Source organism: Paenibacillus sp. FSL E2-0190 (genome assembly GCF_037992965.1).
In the GTDB taxonomy this organism is placed as follows: Bacteria; Bacillota; Bacilli; order Paenibacillales; family Paenibacillaceae; genus Paenibacillus_AQ; species Paenibacillus_AQ odorifer.
The window spans coordinates 2444291-2464810 of sequence record NZ_CP150306.1 but is presented as its reverse complement, the minus strand read 5'-3'; the positions used below and the strand labels follow the sequence as shown (position 1 = coordinate 2464810).

The 20520-nt window shown below is 44.1% G+C and carries 20 protein-coding genes and 1 other RNA gene; 10 read left to right on the top strand and 11 right to left on the bottom strand.

The annotated features are described in order from the left end of the window. Window positions 1-49: 49 nt before the first annotated feature. Window positions 50-1342 carry a DNA polymerase IV gene (locus NST25_RS10490; RefSeq protein WP_340394391.1) on the bottom strand — a complete coding sequence of 431 codons (1293 nt, stop codon included), beginning with the start codon at window positions 1340-1342 and terminating at the stop codon, window positions 50-52. Between the two features lie 156 nt (window positions 1343-1498). On the opposite strand from NST25_RS10490, the gene cimA reads away from it, so the two are divergent. Beyond that, the gene (gene cimA / locus NST25_RS10485) at window positions 1499-3118 is read left to right on the top strand and encodes a citramalate synthase (protein ID WP_076191352.1); all 1620 of its coding nucleotides are present in this window, start codon (window positions 1499-1501) and stop codon (window positions 3116-3118) included. A 582-nt stretch (window positions 3119-3700) separates the two neighbouring features. Here cimA and NST25_RS10480 read toward each other — a convergent pair. Continuing rightward, the gene (locus tag NST25_RS10480) at window positions 3701-4264 is read right to left on the bottom strand and encodes a TlpA disulfide reductase family protein (RefSeq protein ID WP_076191350.1); all 564 of its coding nucleotides are present in this window, start codon (window positions 4262-4264) and stop codon (window positions 3701-3703) included. A 160-nt stretch (window positions 4265-4424) separates the two neighbouring features. On the opposite strand from NST25_RS10480, the gene NST25_RS10475 reads away from it, so the two are divergent. Next, on the top strand, window positions 4425-4904 hold the full coding sequence (locus NST25_RS10475) for a M67 family metallopeptidase (protein WP_076125127.1): 480 nt from the start codon (window positions 4425-4427) through the stop codon (window positions 4902-4904). Here the strand turns inward: NST25_RS10475 and NST25_RS10470 are convergent. Genes NST25_RS10470 through NST25_RS10460 form a run of 3 tightly spaced genes read right to left on the bottom strand, consistent with a single transcriptional unit; the run spans window position 4886 to window position 8139 of the window. Further along, window positions 4886-5635: an exonuclease domain-containing protein gene (locus NST25_RS10470; protein ID WP_076191346.1), complete on the bottom strand. Its 750-nt coding sequence runs from the start codon at window positions 5633-5635 to the stop codon at window positions 4886-4888. The two genes, NST25_RS10475 and NST25_RS10470, sit on opposite strands and share 19 nt — an antisense overlap. Further along, window positions 5632-6705 (bottom strand): DUF294 nucleotidyltransferase-like domain-containing protein, encoded by a 1074-nt coding sequence (locus NST25_RS10465; protein ID WP_076184365.1) that lies wholly within the window; start codon window positions 6703-6705, stop codon window positions 5632-5634. Before NST25_RS10465 ends, NST25_RS10470 begins: the two co-directional genes overlap by 4 nt. A gap of 39 nt (window positions 6706-6744) precedes the next feature. Beyond that, the gene (locus tag NST25_RS10460) at window positions 6745-8139 is read right to left on the bottom strand and encodes an ammonium transporter (RefSeq protein WP_036689307.1); all 1395 of its coding nucleotides are present in this window, start codon (window positions 8137-8139) and stop codon (window positions 6745-6747) included. 548 nt (window positions 8140-8687) lie between these two features. Between NST25_RS10460 and NST25_RS10455 the strand changes: the two genes are divergently transcribed. Next, window positions 8688-9119, top strand: coding sequence for a MerR family transcriptional regulator (locus NST25_RS10455; protein ID WP_036689305.1), 432 nt, complete (start codon window positions 8688-8690; stop codon window positions 9117-9119). 35 nt (window positions 9120-9154) lie between these two features. Continuing rightward, on the top strand, window positions 9155-9826 hold the full coding sequence (locus NST25_RS10450; protein WP_076125126.1) for a zinc metallopeptidase: 672 nt from the start codon (window positions 9155-9157) through the stop codon (window positions 9824-9826). A gap of 36 nt (window positions 9827-9862) precedes the next feature. Here the strand turns inward: NST25_RS10450 and NST25_RS10445 are convergent, their stop codons facing one another. Continuing rightward, on the bottom strand, window positions 9863-10777 hold the full coding sequence (locus tag NST25_RS10445) for a LysR family transcriptional regulator (RefSeq protein ID WP_076125124.1): 915 nt from the start codon (window positions 10775-10777) through the stop codon (window positions 9863-9865). Between the two features lie 4 nt (window positions 10778-10781). Beyond that, window positions 10782-11417: a rhomboid family intramembrane serine protease gene (locus NST25_RS10440; RefSeq protein ID WP_076125160.1), complete on the bottom strand. Its 636-nt coding sequence runs from the start codon at window positions 11415-11417 to the stop codon at window positions 10782-10784. A 117-nt stretch (window positions 11418-11534) separates the two neighbouring features. Here NST25_RS10440 and tpx point away from each other — a divergent pair, with 117 nt between their 5' ends. Beyond that, complete coding sequence (tpx, locus tag NST25_RS10435) at window positions 11535-12053, top strand: thiol peroxidase (RefSeq protein WP_076125122.1); 519 nt, start codon at window positions 11535-11537, stop codon at window positions 12051-12053. Between the two features lie 189 nt (window positions 12054-12242). Here tpx and NST25_RS10430 read toward each other — a convergent pair whose 3' ends face one another. The 3 genes from NST25_RS10430 to NST25_RS10420 all read right to left on the bottom strand — a co-directional run bounded on the left by NST25_RS10430 (window position 12243) and on the right by NST25_RS10420 (window position 13924). After that, on the bottom strand, window positions 12243-12632 hold the full coding sequence (locus NST25_RS10430; RefSeq protein ID WP_036689295.1) for a DUF1499 domain-containing protein: 390 nt from the start codon (window positions 12630-12632) through the stop codon (window positions 12243-12245). 159 nt (window positions 12633-12791) lie between these two features. Further along, a non-coding RNA gene (gene ssrS / locus NST25_RS10425) (6S RNA) lies at window positions 12792-12983 on the bottom strand. A 104-nt stretch (window positions 12984-13087) separates the two neighbouring features. After that, window positions 13088-13924 carry a DUF624 domain-containing protein gene (locus tag NST25_RS10420; RefSeq protein WP_076125120.1) on the bottom strand — a complete coding sequence of 279 codons (837 nt, stop codon included), beginning with the start codon at window positions 13922-13924 and terminating at the stop codon, window positions 13088-13090. A gap of 186 nt (window positions 13925-14110) precedes the next feature. On the opposite strand from NST25_RS10420, the gene NST25_RS10415 reads away from it, so the two are divergent. After that, a complete protein-coding gene (locus tag NST25_RS10415; RefSeq protein WP_036689290.1) occupies window positions 14111-14209 on the top strand; it encodes a hypothetical protein in 99 nt (32 codons plus the stop codon). Between the two features lie 127 nt (window positions 14210-14336). On the opposite strand, the gene NST25_RS10410 is transcribed toward NST25_RS10415, so the two are convergent. Further along, complete coding sequence (locus NST25_RS10410) at window positions 14337-15989, bottom strand: DEAD/DEAH box helicase (protein WP_036689288.1); 1653 nt, start codon at window positions 15987-15989, stop codon at window positions 14337-14339. Between the two features lie 335 nt (window positions 15990-16324). On the opposite strand from NST25_RS10410, the gene NST25_RS10405 reads away from it, so the two are divergent. From NST25_RS10405 to NST25_RS10390, 4 genes are all read left to right on the top strand, one after another. Then, window positions 16325-17158 carry a YitT family protein gene (locus NST25_RS10405; protein ID WP_036689285.1) on the top strand — a complete coding sequence of 278 codons (834 nt, stop codon included), beginning with the start codon at window positions 16325-16327 and terminating at the stop codon, window positions 17156-17158. A gap of 180 nt (window positions 17159-17338) precedes the next feature. Beyond that, entirely contained in the window at window positions 17339-17527 is a 189-nt protein-coding gene (locus NST25_RS10400) for a hypothetical protein (RefSeq protein WP_036689649.1), read from the top strand. 231 nt (window positions 17528-17758) lie between these two features. Further along, window positions 17759-18970, top strand: a complete 1212-nt coding sequence (locus NST25_RS10395; RefSeq protein ID WP_076125118.1) for a putative glycoside hydrolase — start codon at window positions 17759-17761, stop codon at window positions 18968-18970. Between the two features lie 135 nt (window positions 18971-19105). Further along, a complete protein-coding gene (locus tag NST25_RS10390) occupies window positions 19106-20479 on the top strand; it encodes an MATE family efflux transporter (protein ID WP_076125117.1) in 1374 nt (457 codons plus the stop codon). The last annotated feature ends 41 nt before the right edge of the window (window positions 20480-20520 follow it).

The following is a 20520-nucleotide window of genomic DNA, read 5'->3' as shown; positions in this document are numbered from 1 at the left end:
TCTGACGCATTCTACGGCATCTATTTTGACATGTCATAGAATGTTCTTGTTACTCTTTATCAGACTCGACAGATAGAAGATTATCCTTTTGCAACGAAGTGCCACGTTCTTTATGATTGCGGAGCCTTGCAGAGTGAGAATCGCTTAACATCCCGGCGGTCAACACTGCATTTTCACCGAATTTATTACGTAGCATGTCCATAGTCTTGTTAAGAGACTCTTTCTTAGGCTGACGTTCGTAATCGAACAAATCAAGCTGAATGGCAGAATCCTCTTTAGCAATCAAGCCCTGCAGGGTCACACCCAGCAGCCGCACAGGCTTCTCCCCATTCCAATGACGAACATATAGATCGCAGACGGACTTGTAGATATCCTCCCCACTCTCCGAAGGAGCCTCTAGCTGACGCGAACGGGTTATGGTCTTCATATCGGGTGTCCGAATGGTCAGCTGCACCCCTGAGGCAACAAGACCTTGCTTACGCAAGCGCCGGGCTACCTGATCACTTAAATTCAACAAAATCGGTCGTACCTCAGCAAGACCTATGACATCCCGCGGCAATGTTGTGGTGTGTCCAATCGACTTACTCTGCTCCCGCTCAGGATTAACGATCCCATGATCAATACCGTTGCCAGCACGCTTTAGCCATGAGCCCATAACTCCGAAATTCTCAACCAGCATATTTTCATCAGCCGCTGCTAATTGACCAATACTGTAAATGCCCAGTTTGCGGAGCTTTTCTGCTGTTTTTCCACCAATGCCGAACATTTCGTTACAAGGCTTGTCCCATAAAATCTTAGGCACATCCCGCAGCCGCAGCACCGAAATGCCGTTTGGCTTTTTTAAATCGGAAGCCATCTTCGCAAGCAGCTTATTGGGAGCGATCCCCACTGAGCATGGCAAGCCCAATTCTTCCATTATACGGCGCTGAATCGTCTCCGCTATTTCCATGGGTGTACCGAATTGTCTGGAGCCAGTTATATCAAGGTAACATTCATCGATGGACACTGCTTCCAGTAACGGAGTATAGCTATATGCAATCTGCATAAAAGCATTAGAATATTTGCGGTATAAATAGAAGTCCGGTTTAATAACGATAAGCGATGGACAAATACGAAGCGCCTTCTGAACCTGCATTCCCGTCGAAATCCCCATTCTGCGGGCGACGTAGGAACAAGTCACTATGATCCCTTTCCGCAATTCAACACTACCCGCAACCGCAGTAGCTTTGCCTCTATATTGGTCAGGGTCCTCTGCCTCATGCACAGAGCAGTAAAAAGCATTCATATCGACATGCAGGATAACCCTGCCACTCGTTGGATAATACTGATCAACATTCTGCACAATATCTACCTTCTTATCCTCAGGTTTTCTATTGTCCAATTTAGAATAACTCTCCGCTGCGGTTAGGTCAACTTAAGAGGCTGTAAAGTTCTTTGTTACATTCCCGCGTAAAAATGCTATAATATATAAATTCATTTCCCTATAAGGAGGACTCTCATGTCTAAGTCCATCTCCATCTTCGATACTACATTACGCGACGGCACCCAAGGTGAAGGCATCAGTCTGTCGGCTGACGACAAGCTGAAGATTGCCAAGAAACTCGATGATCTGGGTGTGCACTATATTGAAGGTGGCATCCCGGGAAGCAACAATAAAGACATTGAATTTTTCAAAAGAGTCAAGGAGCTTCATCTGAACGCCAAAATTACAGCGTTCGGCAGCACTCGGCGGAAGAATTCCTTGGCCGAAAACGATGACAATTTAAAACGTATGATTGACGCAGGGGTTCCTGCTGCTACACTCGTCGGAAAATCTTGGGATTTTCATGTACACACTGCATTACAGACTACGCTTGAGGAGAATCTCGCCATGATCGGCGACTCCATATCCTACTTGAAACGCCAAGGCCTTGAAGTGATTTTTGATGCCGAGCATTTCTTCGACGGATACAAAAATAATCCTGAATATGCAGCAGCTGTTCTGTCCAAAGCCCGGGAAGCCGGAGCAGATTGGCTTGTAATGTGCGATACCAACGGTGGGACCTTACCTTACGAAATTCATGAGATTGTTACCGCTCTAAATCAACAATTGCCCGGAGCCAATCTCGGAATTCACACTCACAATGACTGTGAGCTAGCGGTTGCCAATGCACTTAGCGCCATCGGAGCTGGAGCACGGCAAGTACAAGGTACCATTAATGGTTACGGTGAACGGTGTGGCAACGCCAACCTATGTTCTATTATTCCTACACTACAGATCAAAATGGGTTATCACTGTATTCCAGGCGATTCATTGTCACAGCTTACCAACACTGCCCGCTACATTAGTGAAGTTGCCAATGTTAATCTGCCCGTAAATCAGCCTTATGTCGGAAATGCAGCTTTCGCACACAAAGGTGGAATCCATGTCTCCGCCATCATGCGTGATTCACGGACCTATGAGCATATCGCTCCTGAGCTTGTCGGGAACAAGCAGCGGGTGCTGGTCTCCGAACTTGCTGGACAGAGCAATGTACTCTCCAAAGCGCAGGATATGGGTTTAAATCTGGATCCAAGCAGCGAGCAGGCTCGCCGGGTGATCGAGAAAATCAAAACGATGGAACATCAAGGCTATCAGTTTGAAGGTGCCGATGCCTCACTGGAGCTACTCCTTCGGGAAGCTACTGGCGAGATGAATGAAACCTTTACCTTTGAATCCTTCAAGATGTTAGTTGAGAAAACCGCAGAACATCCAGTAGTATCTGAAGCGTTCGTGAAGCTGAAAGTTGGCAGTGAGAATCTTTATACCGCTGCTGAAGGTAACGGTCCAGTCAACGCACTCGATAACGCGCTTCGTAAAGCATTACAGACCTATTTCCCACAATTAAAGGAAATGCATCTATCCGACTATAAAGTCCGTGTAATAGATGAACAGGATCAGACTGCAGCGAAGGTAAGGGTATTGATTGAATCCAAGAACTTCACAGACACCTGGAGTACGGTTGGTGTCTCCAGTAACGTAATTGAAGCCAGCTGGGAGGCACTTGTTGACAGTATGCGCTACGCGCTTCTCAATGAGCTCTCTTTGGAGAATGAGAAGACGACCAGCAGTGAACCTAGAGGCCTGGTCAATCATTAATTGATCACTTATAGAATTTTGTAAGACAAAAAAGAAGCTTCCCAAAAGTAGAATTCTACTTTTAGGGCAGCTTCTTTTTATTAAATAGTCTGTGTAACGGACTATTGCTTTAGCCCATAGACTTTGGGTGGTGGGTGGTGAGCAATGGGCAGTGTGCGGTGCGGGATGCGCGGGGGCGAGTGCGGGTGCGGTAGAGTAATTAGGGGAAAACTCCCTGAAAATAGCCGATATTCGCTATAAATGAACAGAACCAGGGAATTCCTCCCTAAAAATCAGGGTGATTTCATTATTTTCCACCAAAACAGCTAGATCAGAGGGATATTTTCCCTAATTATTCGTTGAATGACCCGAGATCTCGAAATAATAGGGAAAAACTCCCCAATTGTACAACGAGGCTTCCTTCGGGGTTCCAGCTATTTCTGCTCCACTGTATAGTGAAATTAATGCTTGGGGTCAACTAAAGCAAATCGTGGCTGACCAAAAACGCAGATCAGCGATCCTCCAAAAAGAAGAATCGCTGATCTGTAGACTTTTGCTGTTTGGAGAAAAAAGCAGATCTGTCTCCACATGGGACAGCCTGCTTCATGATTCGGTAAGCTTGATTATTTTCTCCTCCAACTCTTCAGGGCTAAGAATACCTAGAATAATCTCAGAGATCACTCCATTCTTATCAATGAGCACATTGGTGGGAAAAACAGCTCCATTATATTTGCTGTACACCTCATCTTTTACATCAAACATAACCGGAAACACAAGACCGTATTTCTTGATAAAACGTTCAGCATTGGGTTTATAATCCTGACTGCTCACATTAATACCGTAGATATCTAGAACATCCTTATACTTAGTGGCCATGGTATTAAGTTCAGGAGCTTCCTGCTGGCAGGGATCACACCATGAAGCCCAGAAATTAAGGATTACCGCTTTATCTCTGGGGCCATCAACAACATAGGTAGTCCCATCTGTTCCCTGAAGTGAAAACGAAGGTGCACGCAGTCCAGCCTTAGGTCCGCTCTTCATCGGCAGCTCATTTTGTTGCGCAAGCACAGCTTCTGCTTTTGGCTCACGATTATACCACACCGCAAACACAGCAACACATACAACTATGAGTAATACTGTTATATTTAATTTATTACTTGCTTTCATAGTCATCTGTTCCTTTACGATTGGAATAGTTTTCTACTATTGTACCCTCAATAGGTTAAATTTCAAACCATCCATTTTTTACACAATAATATATACTTTTATAATAAAAAAGAGGGTTTCGTCTGCGACGAAACCCTAATGAAGAGAGAGGGGTGAACAAATGGCAGCATTCCAGGGAAATGTCCAGCCTATTAGACTGAAATATTCCGTACAGCAAGCACTGGGGAAGCACCTGCTGTCCTGTTATCCGCATGAAGCATGCGGAGTCCTGCTGGGTGCTGCCGCAGCGGGTGGCATGCTCATAGATACTTACGTACCCTTGCGCAACGTAGCGCCAGACCCGCTGCACACCTTTACTCCCCACCCTGAAGAGTGGATTAATGCACTGTACAATGAACCAACTATCATCGGACTATTTCATTCCCACCCACATTCAGCACCTATCCCTTCAGTTGCCGATTATAAAGGACTAACAGCACTAGGACCTGAGTTTGCGCTTTATCTTATAGGTTCTCCCAACACCAAAGATAGCGGCAATCCCATTCTGAACGGATTTTATATTGAGCGTTTGCCTGATGACCGCGGCGGTAATTTGTTCCGCGGTTTATCTCAAGCCCCGCTTCACGTTCTACTTAAATAAGCATAAAGATCACCCAAGGTATCCACTTGGCCGCGCTCCGAAATTTCCCGCAGGTAGATCACCCACAGCTGTGCTGTCATCTTTGCGTCTTCCAAGGCATGATGACGGCCATGAATCGGAATTTCATGTACATATAGCAGCTCATCCAGCGAATAATTACTTCGCTGTGGCTCAAGCCATCGCGCTAACATCATCGTGTCCAGCACACGGTGTGTTAGCTGAACTTTAGAGGTTTTCCATAAAGCAGCATTAAGAAAAGCCTTATCATGTGAGCTTGCATGTGCAACCAGCACATTCTGACCTACAAAGGACATAAAATTATGAAGGCCATCCATTAAGGAGGGAGCGGATTGTGTCATTTCTTCCGTAATCCCAGTCAGCCTTGTAATATCCTCCGGAATAGCCGTCTGACAGTTCACCAGTGTATAAAAGCATTCCTCTTCTTTAATCTGCTCTCCAATGACCTTGACGGCTCCGAAAGACATAATCTCATCCCCATGCTGATGGGAAAAGCCTGTAGTCTCTAGATCAAAGATCACTGTCTCTAATTCAGACAATGGGGTATGCAGCACCTCAGGCCGCCGTTTCTCTCGCATCAAAGATCTAATAAAGGCCATTTGCTGCGCAGTCTGTTGTGCAGTTTCTCCACCTCTCATCGAAGCAATTGCCGAGGGCATTCCACCTTGTCTTAGATTACTCCAGAATCCTCCGCTTTTGTTCGGCTCCCTCATGACCGCCACCTTTCCGCTGAGCGGAGCTGACGCTGCAGCGCCCGATGAAGGCGTCTGACAAGCAGCAGGCTTTCACGCAGCTCAGACAGCAGCTGCTTATTCTTCAATTCACTCTCAGCTACATAATCACTGCTGATTAACAATCCATCCTGAACACTATATGGCGTGTTCACTCGCAACCGCATTGCTAATAAGAAAGCTCTGCGGATATCCTCTAAATGTTGATATTTCCCAAGCCTATCAAGCGCTTCAATCCGCTCTAATGTCGAGCCAGCTCTAATGCCATGTAGTAATGACAACCGTCTAACAATGTTCACTAACGGAATATAGACCCCATACTTAACATCAAATCCGCCTGCATAATCACCAAACCGTTCTGTTAACACCTGTCCCAGTAAATTCAAAGTCGCTTTGTGGCGTACTGTATTGCGAAGAACAGCATTAGACAGCTGCTCATTTTCCGCAAAGCCTTCATAGAAAGCTTCTTGCCACTTCGCTGATAACTTCACGCTTCCTGCCACATGACGCATATCAGAAGAGATAATAAGATACCGGATCGGCTCCCATTCCAACTGAGTTCTCCAGCTATCAAGCTGCTCTATCCATTCAGATAATGTCTTACGCCACATGACTTGGGAGCACATTACCTTCCCCGCACATTTCTCATATCCTACTTCTTCAAGCATATCGGATAACAAAGTTCCGAAAAATTCGAAATAGCGATTTTTTTCCCCATCAGGCTCTCCTTCGACTATCAGGCCATTATCCTGATCGCTCCAAAGCGTTGCCTCCTGCCTCCCACTGCTGCCAAACACAATAAAGGAATAAGCACAGGGAGGCGGGCCATAGCCCGCCTCTTTCATCTGCGCCTCACATATGAGTACTGCGGTTTGGGCAATAAGATCATGCATAGTATTCACACGGAACATCCATTCCTCTATAGGAATAACATTCAACTGTTCGAGAAGTACTTTTTGACAGGCAACACGCCTCTCCCTAAGCTCCTCTGACGAACCGGCCAATACGATGGTCCTAAAGCTTTCTTCATTATACTCATCTGTTAACTCCATCGATGCCACACGGTCCGCCTCCCTGTCCGAGTTGAAATGTTATTGTTTAAGGGTTTTGGATTCCGAATCTGCGATCAATTTCATTTGCTCAGGGTATCCGTAAGTACCATGCTCACTGATATCCAGACCCATTAATTCTTCTTCTTCTGTAACGCGAAGTCCGATAGTTACCTTCATTACATACAAGATGATGAAAGAAAGAACGGCTACGAAAACAAATGTTCCAACCACACCAAGCACTTGAACGCCTAGTTGATGGAAACCACCACCGTAGAACAACCCAGCTTCACCTACCAAGCCGCCTTTAGTGATAAGCTCAGGTACAGCGAACAGACCCGTTGAAACTGCACCCCACATCCCCGCAATACCATGCACCGAGAAAGCATAGATTGGATCATCAAGCCCTGCACGTTCCAGCCATTGGGAAGTCATGAAAGTAAAAGCACCGGCTACAAAACCAATAATGATTGCTGCCCATGGATCAACGAAAGCACACGCTCCTGTGATTGCAACCAATGCAGCCAGAACACCATTCAGCATTGCTGGAATATCAGACTTACCAAAGTACAACCAAGAAGCAATCAATGCTGCCAAACCACCTGCTGCTGCTGCGATGTTCGTTGTTAGGGCTACGTGACCGAAGAAACCGCCCATTGGGGACAAAGCACTACCTGGATTGAATCCGAACCAACCAAACCAGAGGATAATAACACCGAGTACAGTAAATACTTGGTTATGACCTGGAATGATCACGGGTTTACCTTCTTTATTAAACTTACCAAGCCGAGGCTTAAGCAATATGGTTGCTACCACTGCTGCCGTTGCACCTGTAAGATGGACAACCGTGGAACCTGCATAATCTTGCATACCCAGCTCAGCCAACCAGCCACCGCCCCATACCCAGTGAGCTACAACTGGATAAATTACGACGGAGAACAAAATTCCGAAAATGATATACACACTTAGCTTCGCACGTTCTGCCATACCACCAGATACGATAGCCAAGGAAACTGCTGCAAAGGCCATTTGGAATAAGAATTTAACATTTAAAGTAACATCAGAAAATGCAAGTGATTCAAAAGAAGCTGCGGTTGAATCTCCTCCGTACAAGAAGCCTGTAGTACCGAAGAAGCCATTGCCGTTACCGAAACCAAGTCCAAAGCCGATAGCCCAGAAGCAAAGACTTGCGATAGCCAGGGTAAGTACTGTCTTACCTGCTACGTGCCCTGCATTCTTCATCCGAACCGAACCCGCTTCGAGCATTGCAAACCCTGCTTGCATAAAGAATACTAAAATGAATGCCAGGAAGGTAAACGCTGTGTCCAATCCGACTTGTAAGTCTACGTTCGTCGGACCGTCTGCTGCAAAAGCACTTACCGGATAAATCATCAGTGTAATCATGGCCAGTAACATCATCAACCATTTCTTTTTCATTTTTACCCCACTCCCCAATGTTATATTTTCTAACAAAGCGTGAAACTCTTAATGTCATTATAATCAGAAGTCAGGTAAATTGACAAGACTATTTTAGGAATGTTTTTATTTTATTTTATTTGAGCACACGAAATTTTCACAGTACTAATGGACTAGAGGTCCTAAAGGCCTGATTCTAGCTGCATTTTCATTAAAATAACTACGCGCACAACCTCATTTATATTACCTGATAATTGAACGCATCTTTTACCAAAATCACAAAATACATAACATTTAATGTTATGTATTGGGGTAACTTATAGTTTTCAACCCCAATCATTCTTCAAATTTGATATCCCTTTGAGTTTGAGTGTATTGTATAGAAACTACAGCTCACCGTTCATGAATTAACCCTTCTTTACTGCATATACTTTATGAAAGTATGACGTTTGACTGTATGGTTTCCAGTTTGTTATCATTACAGATAGCATAAGAAACCATCAATTTAGGAGATGACCGCCACTTATCGGCAGTCGTATTCAATTAGTGAGGCGAGATTAAATGGGGATATGATTTTGTATCGAATTGGAGAATTAGCTAAGGCTGCTCACATTAGTGAACGAACTATTGATTATTACACGAAACTGGGATTAATCTCCCCGGAATCTAGAAGCACCAAAAATTATCGGCTATACAGCCATGAAACCTTGGCTGCTTTAGAACGTATTACTCAATTAAAGCATGACAAGTATTCATTGGAAGAAATCAAATCTATGCTAGGCAAATGGAACGAGGCAACACCAGAAACTGACGTCTCTGATAAATTAGTTGAGTTAGAGCAGCAAATGCAGCGGCTAGAACGGGAAGTAAAAGCCCTTGAACCTCTTATTAGTGGTTTGAAGCCAGGACAGGCCAGTCGCGTACTTTCAAATCTGCTCCCTCAGGGATTAGCCTGCATGGAAGCGATCCGGCTATTGCTTACGCAAGGACCGCCAATGTAAATACCATATTTACAATACAGTGGAGGAATGCATCTATGTTTATGTACCTATTAGTAATTATTGCTTTTCTTTTCTCATTGTGGGCACAGTTTAGAGTTAAAGGAACCTTCAGCAAGTGGTCAAAGGTAGCCAATTCGAACGGCCTGACTGGATATGAAGCCGCGAGACGTATGCTCGACGCTAATGGCTTACACGATGTTCCGATTGAACCTGTAAGAGGTACACTCTCAGACCATTATGACCCCATCCACAGAGTTGTACGCTTATCTGAGCCTGTCTATTATGAAAGTTCCATCTCTGCAATTTCTGTCGCTTGTCACGAAGTAGGCCACGCGATTCAGCATAAAGTAAGTTATCCTATGTTGACACTTCGTCACCGGATGTTCCCGGTAGTTAATTTCGCATCAGGCATCGCGCCTTTCATGCTGATGGCAGGTTTCATCTTCGGTTACTTTAATCTTATAGGCTTGGGTATCATTTTCTTCTCAGCAGCTGTTGCATTCCAGCTCGTAACGCTGCCTGTAGAATTCAACGCCAGTAACCGGGCTCGTCAGGTCATGGTAGAACAAGGTTTCATCCGCAACGAAGAAGAACGCGGAGTAGCAAAGGTTCTCAACGCAGCTGCTTTAACTTATGTTGCAGCCGCTCTAGTATCGTTGCTTGAATTGCTCCGCTTGATCACCGTCTTTTTAGGCAACCGCGACTAATATCACATACCTCTAAACAACAAAAACCCCGGAAGGCTAAGAGCCGACCGGGGTATTATTTTGCCTAGCTTTAAAGTAGGAGATTAAAAAAGTCCGAAAGGAACGTGCCACCAGCGGTAATTTACTATCTGTACGGTAGATCAAGCCAACCGTTCTCGTCACCGCAGGCTCCACAACCTTCACCTGGGCTGGTTGAAGAGGATTCGTCTGATAGAACGCCATCTCCGGAAGCAGGCTTACACCCATCCCTGCGGCCACCAAACCACGAATGGTATCGGTCTCTCCACCTTCAAAAGCAATCTGCGGTTGGAATCCCGCCTGCAAGCAAGCTTGCCAAACGATAGGTCTCAACGAATAGCCTTGGCTGAATAGAACAAACTTCTCTTTTTGCAGCTGTTCCAACCGAATTTCAGATTCTCCTGCCAGCCGGTGATTCTGAGGAAGAATCGCAAACAACTCTTCAGTCATTACAATATCCCCCGAGACATGCTCATCATTCTCCGGAAAAGGCGAAATGAAAGTTAAATCCACTTCGCCAGACAATACGTCTTTTATCAAAGAAGGGTAAGATCCTTGTTTAAAACGAAATTTGACATGAGGATAATACTTACGAAAATCTGCAACGATAGTCGGGATGAGATGTGTGCCAAGGCTATGCGGGAATCCAATCCGAATCTCACCACGCTCGGGATCCAGAAATTCATGCACCTCATTTACCGAATGCTCCAGCTCCTTAAGGATACTCTCAACCTTCTTGCAAAAGAGCTGCCCAACAGGGGTAAGCTGCAGATTGCGCCCTTTTTGCATGAATAGATCAACCCCAAGCTCTTGCTCCAGCTGATGAATCTGACGGCTTACCGCAGACTGCGCTACATGAAGCTCTTCTGCCGCTCTTGTTACATGTTCTTTTTGAGCTACCTTTAAAAAATATTGCAGCTGTCTTAGCTCCACTCCATCATCGCCCCTGTCTTAGGCTTTTTTTGAATATACGAATAATTAGCCCATATACGAAAAAGCCAGAAACCAAACCTCCGAGATGTGCAACCCAATTCACATTCGGTGTAGCAAACGACATAATGATCCCGATCATTAGCAATCCGTATAAAGTCTTACGCGAGCCCTCATCCATCATCGCCCGTTGAATAACGGCAATGTATAAAAATGCACCATAAATGGCGTAGATTGCTCCAGAAGCACCAACCGAAACCGTACCAACCTCTACTACTGAGCGGGCACTAATCGCAATTGTAAGCAGATTTGCCAGAAAACCACCCGCCACATAGAGCAGCGCATAACGCCACCAGCCCAGCAATCGCTCCAGAGGCGGTGCAAACACCAGGAGAGCGAAGCAATTAAAGAACAGATGGGAAAACCCATTATGTAAAAAAATAGCGGCCAGATAGCGCCACAGTTCCTCTTTGTACGGACTCACATCTACTATAGCACCAAAATCAATAAGCGTTTGAATATTTGTTGATCCTCCGTTAATTACCGTCAGGATAAACATGATCACATTGGCCAATATGAGCAGACAGGTTACCGGATAATACCGGACATAACTTTTCCAATTTTCGTACCGAATAAATATCATAACACCCATCCCTTTACATATATATCTTGTCCGGTTGGACATCTTCCTGCTATTAAGATTATAATTTATTGTGGCAGTAAGAATCCAATATTATAATTCGAGGAGGAAAACAAGGATATGACGCAAGAAAAAACAGGCGTAGCTACTTTTAAAGGCAACCCCATCACTCTCGTAGGACCTAAGCTAACAGCTGGTGATCCTGCACCCGATTTTGTTCTGAGCAAGAATCTTCTAGAAGACGTGTCTCTAAGTGATTATGCCGGTAAAATCAAGCTAATCAGTGTTGTCCCTTCTCTTGATACCGGGGTATGTGACGCACAGACCCGCCGGTTCAACAGTGAAGCCGCAGAGCTTGGTGACGATGTGGTAATTCTCACGGTAAGCACGGACCTGCCGTTTGCCCAAGCTCGCTGGTGCGGTGCTGCCGGTATCGATCGAGTTATTACTCTATCCGACCACAAAGCAACCTCATTTGGACAAGCCTATGGTGTGCTGATTAAAGAATTCCGCTTAGATATGCGCTCCATCTTTGTTCTGGATAAGAACGACAAGATCGTATATGTTGAATATTTGAGTGAAATGACCGAGCACCCTAACTATGAAGATGCTATTGCTGCTGTGAAGAAGCTGCTCTAATTCTTTAATCAGTAGCGGTTATTCCAACAATACTTAATTATCTCTGTTAAAAAAGCGGCAGAAGGTCCATCCTTCTCCCGCTTTTTTTGTAATAGAAAGATTTATCGATAACACACTGAGCAGCTCACCGTTTACGTAAACGCATTCATACTACCCCTAAGCAAGAAGGGTTTGACGGGCCTCTAAAATTCAGTCTGCTTTGTATTTTCCTAATTTTTTGTCCAAAGATGCATACAAGCGTTGAATCACACGGTAATTCGCCCCGAGATCACCAAGTGAACCTCTAGATGCAGAATACATATCTACACCACAACGAACAGGCGTCGTATTTAGCACCGATACCGTAATGTCCAGCGTACGGCCAAATGCCGTTCTTTTCTCAAGAGTAATCTCACCTACAGACTCCACTTCGTGAAGCACCTTAAATCCAGGAACTTTCTTTAAAGTTGATGAAACTTCTTCCCATGCTTTGTCTTTAGTTAGATTGTAATAACGCGTTTTTAATGTCGGATCTTTGGCGCGGTCGCTTGTTCCATCATGACTGCGGAATAAGCCAACCAAGGTTCTTTTTAACGACAAAATTCTTCCCCCTCTACAAATCCCAAGTTCATTATTATAAGTGTAACACTCTTGTCTCAGGAACAAAAGGGTATAACTCACTTTCCCTTTATTCCAGACATACAAAAAAGCGCCCGCTCCCATTATTCACGGGAAACAGGGCGCCTTGGCTTAAACAAGAGAAAACCCGCTTATGCCGTCCGGCTACAGTGTCTTCTGAACCTGCTAGAGCAGGTGGGTGATCGCAGAAAACGTTTTTGAATTCCCCAAGTCATATAGACAGGGCGGTTCAGCTGCGCTTCGTGTAGATCTCCCAAGACATTATCATTGGTTCAAAACAACGAGTAACCGTAACGTACATCGCAGGATTTGTTATTATTATATTGCGTTTTAACGAAAAAGTAAACCTGTATGCGCTTTATTTTTACACAGGAATTAATTACCTGGAAATATCCAACGCTTAATCCAGCATTTTGTTAAATGCGTTTGGTGTCCTTTTCATCAATTTCATCCTCGTAGTCATCATCATCGTCATCGTCGTCGTATTCATCCGCCCGATTGTTCAATGCTGCTGCTTCTGCTTCTTCCTGCTCTTTCAGTTTCTTCTTTTCTACTTGCAGCTGTAGCTTATTATAAGTAGCGTAGAAGTTAAAGAAGGCCGCCATTGCAATCAACGTTGGAATACAAATGAAATACAGAGCCGGATATCTAAGACCGATATAAACAAGAACCGCGGCTGCAATCAATGTAGAGAACACACGAATTGGGCGTGCTATAGTCAGCAATATAGAATTGGTCATCACTTGCTTGAAGCCCATTTGGTAATGAACCACAATGGAAAAGAAGTTAAACATGGATACCGACAAAAGTATCATCAGCACCAACATCAAAATACCAACAATTCTGAAGTTAGGCATTTGTGTCATGTAAACTGTTACATCAACGTACATAACAACGAACATCAATGTATAGATAACTCCTCCGAGCATGCTTTTTACATAGTTCTCTTTATACCCCTGGAAAAATGTACGAAAAGTTCCTACATCCGTATTCCCCATTACCCACTTACGTACTACAGTAAATAAAGCGGCTGAAGCTGGAAACACCGTAAAGGGCGCTAGAATCCCCATTGCCCAGTTCAATGTAATTTGCTCGTTCGCTCCACCTGCGCCTGTCCCTAACATAATCATCTTTAAAACACCAAAAAACAAAAACGGGGCGGAACATAGTGCCCATAAGATATTACTTCCTGCGATACGTGAAATCCATTCTGTGACGCGGTATAAGCCGCCCATTGCTCCTTTAAACTCCAATTCCCTTCCTCCTCTGTCTCTTACATACTACATATCTTAACTATACCTCATTTGACCTCCTCATTTCCATAGCCCAACTTTCTGAATTATAGACTATCGTCTATACGTAAAGCCTTTATAGTCCATATATTAGGATTGTAACCATAAGAAATACCAAAATCCCCACATTCTAAAGGAGGTTATCTCATGTCTACACCTGTTGGCTTCGGCGGTTGGACTTCTACAGGCACGATCCTCGTATTGTTTATCTTGCTCGTTATCATCACTCGTACATTCGGATACTAATATCTCACAAAACAAATTCGCGCCCTACTAAGGTCACAACAATACACCAAACATCCTTATATTTCAGCAAAAAGAAGACGAGAACCGCAATGCGGCATCTCGTCTTCTTTGGTATCTTGACGAAGTATTAATTATCGAAATCTTCACGTTTTGCAGGACGAGTGCTCGTGCTGCTTGGACGAGTGTATGGTTTACGCTCTGCGCTGCGGTTTGCACCACCGTCACGAGCTGGTGCGCCATCACGGTTGCCTTTATAGCCACCGCCATAGCCGCCACTGCCGCTACCGTAGTTGCTGCCACCGCTGCTATAGCCACCACGACTACCGCCACCGTTATTATCACGGTTACCACGGTATCCGCCACCGCTACCGCTGCCACCGGAAGTACCACGGTTTCCGCCATAACCACCATTAGGTTTACGGCCACTGCGGATATCGTTTTTGCCACCACGACGTTTAGCACGAATTGGATCTTCAGGAGTCAATTCAATTGCGGAATCCTTCTTGTCGCCAGTGAGAAGCTTCATAGCTGCGGACAACAATTGTACGGAATCATATTGCTCAAGCAATTGAATAGAAATTCCTTTGTACTCGTTCAACTCTCCGCTTTCTACCACTTCAAGCAAACGCTCAGCAGTAACGCGTTGTTTACCTTCAATAGCTTCAGCCATTGTTGGCAAAGGTTTACGAGTAATCCGGTGACGAGTAACACGTTCGATCAAATGCAGGTGATCAATTTCGCGTGGAGTAACAAATGACCAAGCCGTACCTTCTTTACCTGCGCGTCCTGTACGACCAATACGGTGTACATAGCTTTCAGGATCTTGTGGCAAGTCAAAGTTAATTACGTGAGTTACGCCGGATACGTCCAGACCACGTGCCGCTACGTCAGTAGCTACCAGCACGTCAATGCTGCCATCACGGAATTTACGCATTACAGCATCACGTTGGTTCTGTGACAAGTCACCATGCAATCCATCAGCAGAATATCCGCGTTTTTGCAAAGCTTCAGCAAGCTCATCAACCCGGCGCTTAGTACGTCCGAATACGATAGCTAATTCAGGTGATTCCATATCAATCAAACGACTAAGAGCTTCAAACTTTTGACGCTCAGGCACTTCCACATAAGCTTGATCAATCAGTGGGGCACTGATTTGTTTCGGAATAACGGAGACATGTTGCGGGTTGTTAAGAAATTGTTGAGCTAGGCGTTGAATGTTTGGTGGCATTGTAGCAGAGAACAACATGGTTTGACGTTCTACAGGAACGAGCTTCAAGATAGTCTGAATATCTTCCATAAAGCCCATATCCAGCATTTCATCTGCTTCATCCAATACAACGGTTTGAACATCATCCAAACGGATCGTTTTACGGTTGATGTGATCGAGCAAACGACCAGGTGTACCAATAATGATTTGTGGTTTCTTTTTCAATCCACGGATTTGACGTCCAATATCCTGTCCGCCATAAATCGCCAACGAGCGAAGACCTTTGAAACGGCTTAGCTTGCCAATTTCTTCTGACACTTGGATGGCCAACTCACGAGTTGGTGCCATAATAAGGGCCAAGATTTTTTCGTCTTCACGGTTAATCTTCGAAATGAGGGGGATACCAAAAGCAGCAGTCTTACCTGTACCAGTCTGAGCTTGACCGATCAGATCCGACCCAGTCAATGCTAATGGGATCGACTGTTCCTGTATCGGTGTTGCCTCCTCAAATCCTAACTCTGTGATTGCTTGTAGCACTTTTGGCTCCAAGCCAAATTCTGCGAATGTTTTCAAATTATTCATGCTCCTTCTATACAGTGGACATTCCACATGCTTGTCTGTATTCTTAAGTAGCGGTAAACACATTTATAGGCTGTCCAATCATGCTCTATTTTCTGCATGATATAGCGCTTTTGGGACGAAAAGCCTCCCTAATCATCAGGTACCTTGTTGTACCTGAGCAACTGTAGCTTTACATCCGATGCAATGCAAAAATACCATTGTAACGTTCTACTCAAGAATATCCTATACATTATATCACAAACACATGTGAGAATACCAGTGGGTTCCTTTCATTTCATTGCTTTCATGTTTTATTTTTTTAAATATATATATAAGGGTGGATTTACTTGTTAAGACAGATTTTGAATTGTTTGGTTGTTTTTTTAGGGGCAGCACTGATCGCCAGTGGATTTAATCTATTCTTAATTCCACACCGTTTACTAAGTGGTGGTGTATCTGGGCTTTCCATGTTAGTGGGTTATTTCACTCCATTAAACATAAGCCTCCTATACTTGCTCTTTAATATTCCTCTGCTGGCTGCTGGCTGGTTCCAGTTAGGCCGGAGATTTATTATTATGAGCATGTTGTCCGTTGTGTTTACAACCTGGTTCTTAACGGTGATTCCCGAGCATCTGGTGGCTACAGATATGCTGCTGTCCTCTGTATTTGGCGGAGTTCTTGTTGGGATTGGCTGTGGTATCTCCTTTCGTGCAGGAGGTTCTTCTGGAGGTTTTGACATCTTGGGTTCAATTATCACTAAATACCGTGATTTCCCGGTCGGTAATGTAGTGGTAAGTTTAAATGGACTAGTTATCCTGGCGGCCGCTTATCTTGACCAGAACTGGAATTTAGCACTTTCATCAATGGTATCTATATATGTAACAGGTAAAGTGTTGGATATGATTCATATCAGCCACTTAAAAGTAACCGTATATATTGTAACAAACCGTACAGATGAATTACTGCAACATCTAATAGGCCTTCAACGAGGTGTCACAAAGATTAAAACAGAAGGCGCTTATTCTCACGTTGAAAAGGACATGCTAATGACGGTAACAACCCGCTACGAACTTGCAGAGCTGCAACGTATCATCCGCACGACAGATCCGCAAGCTTTTGTAAATATTGTTGAAACAGTGGGTGTCATGGGCTCCTTCCGGAAAGACAAAATGAGGAAATAAAAATTCCTAGTATTGGAAAATGCACCAAACTCAGAATTATGATATATTATACACACGCAGAACCCTAACAATTTCATAAAGATTGAGATTTACCCCTCTTTTTTCCAAAGCACTTCGTTTTCCGATGAACACTGAATCTATTCAGAACTATCGAAAAAGGAAAGGGTGATTTTTGTGGAAATGGAAACGGTAAAACTGTCAGCAATCGTCATGAGGTGGTATCCTGATATGATGCCGTTTCTCAAACAGGACGAATTAAATTCAGTAATCGTTCTGCGAGACGGGCTAAGTATTCTGGAACCTGCAGATGCCATGGATATTATCCATTACAGCATCTGTGAACATCAGAATTCTGCGTATCTTCAATGAGCAAGCCGCAAGAGAAGTCTTGATAGTTGCCGCCTTGGGTTCGGCCCTGTTGCCGATTTAAGGCGGCATTTACTTTTTTCATACCGTTTCGAATCCATACATCTCGTTTATAAACAACAAAGGCGGTTTTTTATTCCCAACCTGAGCTAATATTGTTACAACACTGTTCTTTTTGGGAGCAACCGTTCCTATATAATTTAGGGGAAAGTACATAAAGGGAGAGAAAAACGAATGAACATCACCTGGGCTCTACTGATGATGGCCTTGGGAAGCGTAGGCGTACAACAGAACCAACATGACGCTGAAGTGGCGATCGCTTTGAAGTCCGCCATGAATCCCCCCATCATTGCACAACAAAACAACAATTCGAATGTAGCAACTCCAGCTCCAAGCGCTTCACCTGAAGCAACAAACTCAGAAAGTATGTTACACACCGATCCACAGCCAGACGCACCCAAAGTAAAAGGCATTTATGTTACCGCCTACAGTGCTGGTGGGGAACGAATGGAAAAGCTGCTTACATTGCTTGACCAAACCGAACTTAACTCAATGGTTATAGACATTAAGGACGATGCGGGTTATATCACGTATAAGACCGATAATGCCGACCTTCAGAAGCTTGGTAACCCTCAGCCTTTTATTGGAGATATCAGCAAGTTAATGGAACGTTTGAAGAAACATGATGTTTATCCTATCGCCCGGATTGTTGTTTTTAAAGATTCCATTCTTGCCAAGAAGAACCCGCAGATGTCTTTTGTTAATTCTGATGGCACTGTATGGAAGAATAAAGGCGGCGACAGCTTTGTTAATCCTTATAATGAAGATGTTTGGAAATACAATGTGGATATCGCCAAGGAGGCTGTCAAGCTCGGCTTCAAAGAAATTCAGTTCGACTATGTTCGTTTTCCGGAAGGATTCGAAAAACGTGCTGAAACCCTTAAATACACTAAAACCAGTGATTCACGCGTAGAAATTGTATCTAATTTTGTTAAATATGCCAAAGCAGAGCTAGCTCCACTTGGTGTCCGTGTGTCCGTAGATATTTTTGGATATGCCGCATCTGCCCCTGCTGAGGGTATCGGCCAAGACTTTGTTAAAATATCCAAGAATGTGGATGTTATCAGTCCAATGGTTTATCCAAGTCACTATTCAACGGGATGGTTTGGCGTGAAAGAGCCCGACTTAGATCCTTACGCTACAATCAAAGGTTCCATGGTTGATACACATAAGAAGCTTGATCCACTGGGCAGCTACAAACCCGTTATTCGGCCTTGGATTCAAGACTTTACAGCAAGCTGGCTCGGAAGTGGTCATTATGTGAAATATGGTAAAAAACAGGTGGAAGATCAAATCCGCGCTTTAAAAGATGAAAATGTGGATGAGTTCCTTCTCTGGAACGCCAACAATCGCTATACAGCCGATGTTGATTACGAAAAACAATGAATACAGCCCTTATTATTTATAGCTGATCTGATATACGTATGCTAAAGACCCGGCGTCTGCCGGGTCTTTTAACGGAAACTTATTGAACTATTTAACCTATTCCATGAAAAATCATAAAGAATGAGGCACAGAATTATGATACAGACCACCTCTTTAAAACAAAAGGCAGGACAATTTTTTCATATTTTATTCCCAATCCTTGTTACACAAATTGCTTTATCCGCGATCACCTTCTTTGATACTAATATGTCCGGTAAATTCGGAACCGTCGATCTGGCAGGAGTTGCGATAGGAACTAGTCTTTGGATTCCAATCCAAACCGGTCTCAGCGGTATTCTTATGGGGATCACACCTATTGTTTCACAGCTCATCGGGAGCAAAAAAGATAAGGATGTTGCCTTTCAAGTCACACAAGGTATTTGGCTGTCACTGATTGTTTCGATCATCGTCTTGCTGATTGGCAGCTTTGCCTTGTCACCTATTCTTAATTTTATGAACTTGGAGCCTGGTGTAAGAGATGTTGCTTTCCGCTTCCTCAGTGCTATTTCGTTCGGAATTATCCCCCTGTTTGGATATACGGTACTTCGTAGCTGTATAGACGCTTTAGGGCAAACACGCGTATCCATGTGTATTACACTAATAGCTTTGCCTGTAAATGTAGGTTTGAACTATTTGCTCATCTTCGGGAACTTCGGATTCCCTCGTCTCGGGGGTGTTGGTGCAGGGGTAGCTTCAGCCATTACCTATTGGGTTATATTTGCCGTTGCTCTACTGTTCATATATCGTTCTCAGGCCTTTGTAAATCTCAGATTATTCCGTAATTTCTACTTCATATCGTTAAACAGCATTAAAGATTTGCTCAAAATCGGAGTACCCATCGGTTTCTCGATTTTTTTCGAAACGGCTGTCTTTTCCGCTGTAACCTTGTTAATGAGCCGATTTGATACCGTAACAATTGCCGCGCATCAGGCAGCAATCAATTTTGCAACAACACTCTATATGATTCCGCTCAGTATTTGCATCAGCCTTACCATCCTCGTCGGCTTCGAGACCGGGTCTGGCAGACAAAAGGATGCACGCCAATATGCCATAATGGGTATCGGGCTGGCGGCAATCCTTTCGCTGGCCACAGCTTTATTACTCTTGTTTGCCGGAAATCATGTAGCTGGTCTATATTCAGATGAACCCGATGTCATCTCGTTGATTCAGCATTTCCTGATCTATGCAATCTTTTTTCAAATCTCAGATGCAATTGCTACACCTACTCAAGGGGCGCTTCGCGGATATAAGGATGTTAACCCAGCCTTTATCATTTGTTTTATTGCCTATTGGGTAATTGGCTTACCTACAGGTTATGTACTTGCAACTTATACAGATCTAGGAGCATTCGGCTACTGGATTGGTCTTATTACCGGTCTTGCCATCGGTGCGACCCTGCTATTGTCTCGGCTTATCAAAGTTCAACGGCGTTATGCCGCACAATACACACAGGAACAACCACAGAGTTAACGATCCATATTACACAAAAAAGGAACAGTGCGCATCTCGCA

What these genes read in the sequence shown, in the direction of transcription:
- cimA (WP_076191352.1), top strand. Translation starts at nt 1,499, where the DNA reads ATGTCTAAGTCCATCTCCATCTTCGATACTACATTACGCGACGGCACC.
- NST25_RS10450 (WP_076125126.1), top strand. Translation starts at nt 9,155, where the DNA reads ATGTTTATGTACCTATTAGTAATTATTGCTTTTCTTTTCTCATTGTGG.
- NST25_RS10470 (WP_076191346.1), bottom strand. Translation starts at nt 5,635, where the DNA reads ATGAGGGAGCCGAACAAAAGCGGAGGATTCTGGAGTAATCTAAGACAA.
- NST25_RS10480 (WP_076191350.1), bottom strand. Translation starts at nt 4,264, where the DNA reads ATGAAAGCAAGTAATAAATTAAATATAACAGTATTACTCATAGTTGTA.
- NST25_RS10455 (WP_036689305.1), top strand. Translation starts at nt 8,688, where the DNA reads ATGATTTTGTATCGAATTGGAGAATTAGCTAAGGCTGCTCACATTAGT.
- NST25_RS10390 (WP_076125117.1), top strand. Translation starts at nt 19,106, where the DNA reads ATGATACAGACCACCTCTTTAAAACAAAAGGCAGGACAATTTTTTCAT.
- NST25_RS10440 (WP_076125160.1), bottom strand. Translation starts at nt 11,417, where the DNA reads ATGATATTTATTCGGTACGAAAATTGGAAAAGTTATGTCCGGTATTAT.
- NST25_RS10415 (WP_036689290.1), top strand. Translation starts at nt 14,111, where the DNA reads ATGTCTACACCTGTTGGCTTCGGCGGTTGGACTTCTACAGGCACGATC.
- NST25_RS10395 (WP_076125118.1), top strand. Translation starts at nt 17,759, where the DNA reads ATGAACATCACCTGGGCTCTACTGATGATGGCCTTGGGAAGCGTAGGC.
- NST25_RS10460 (WP_036689307.1), bottom strand. Translation starts at nt 8,139, where the DNA reads ATGAAAAAGAAATGGTTGATGATGTTACTGGCCATGATTACACTGATG.
- NST25_RS10475 (WP_076125127.1), top strand. Translation starts at nt 4,425, where the DNA reads ATGGCAGCATTCCAGGGAAATGTCCAGCCTATTAGACTGAAATATTCC.
- NST25_RS10400 (WP_036689649.1), top strand. Translation starts at nt 17,339, where the DNA reads ATGGAAACGGTAAAACTGTCAGCAATCGTCATGAGGTGGTATCCTGAT.
- NST25_RS10465 (WP_076184365.1), bottom strand. Translation starts at nt 6,705, where the DNA reads ATGGAGTTAACAGATGAGTATAATGAAGAAAGCTTTAGGACCATCGTA.
- tpx (WP_076125122.1), top strand. Translation starts at nt 11,535, where the DNA reads ATGACGCAAGAAAAAACAGGCGTAGCTACTTTTAAAGGCAACCCCATC.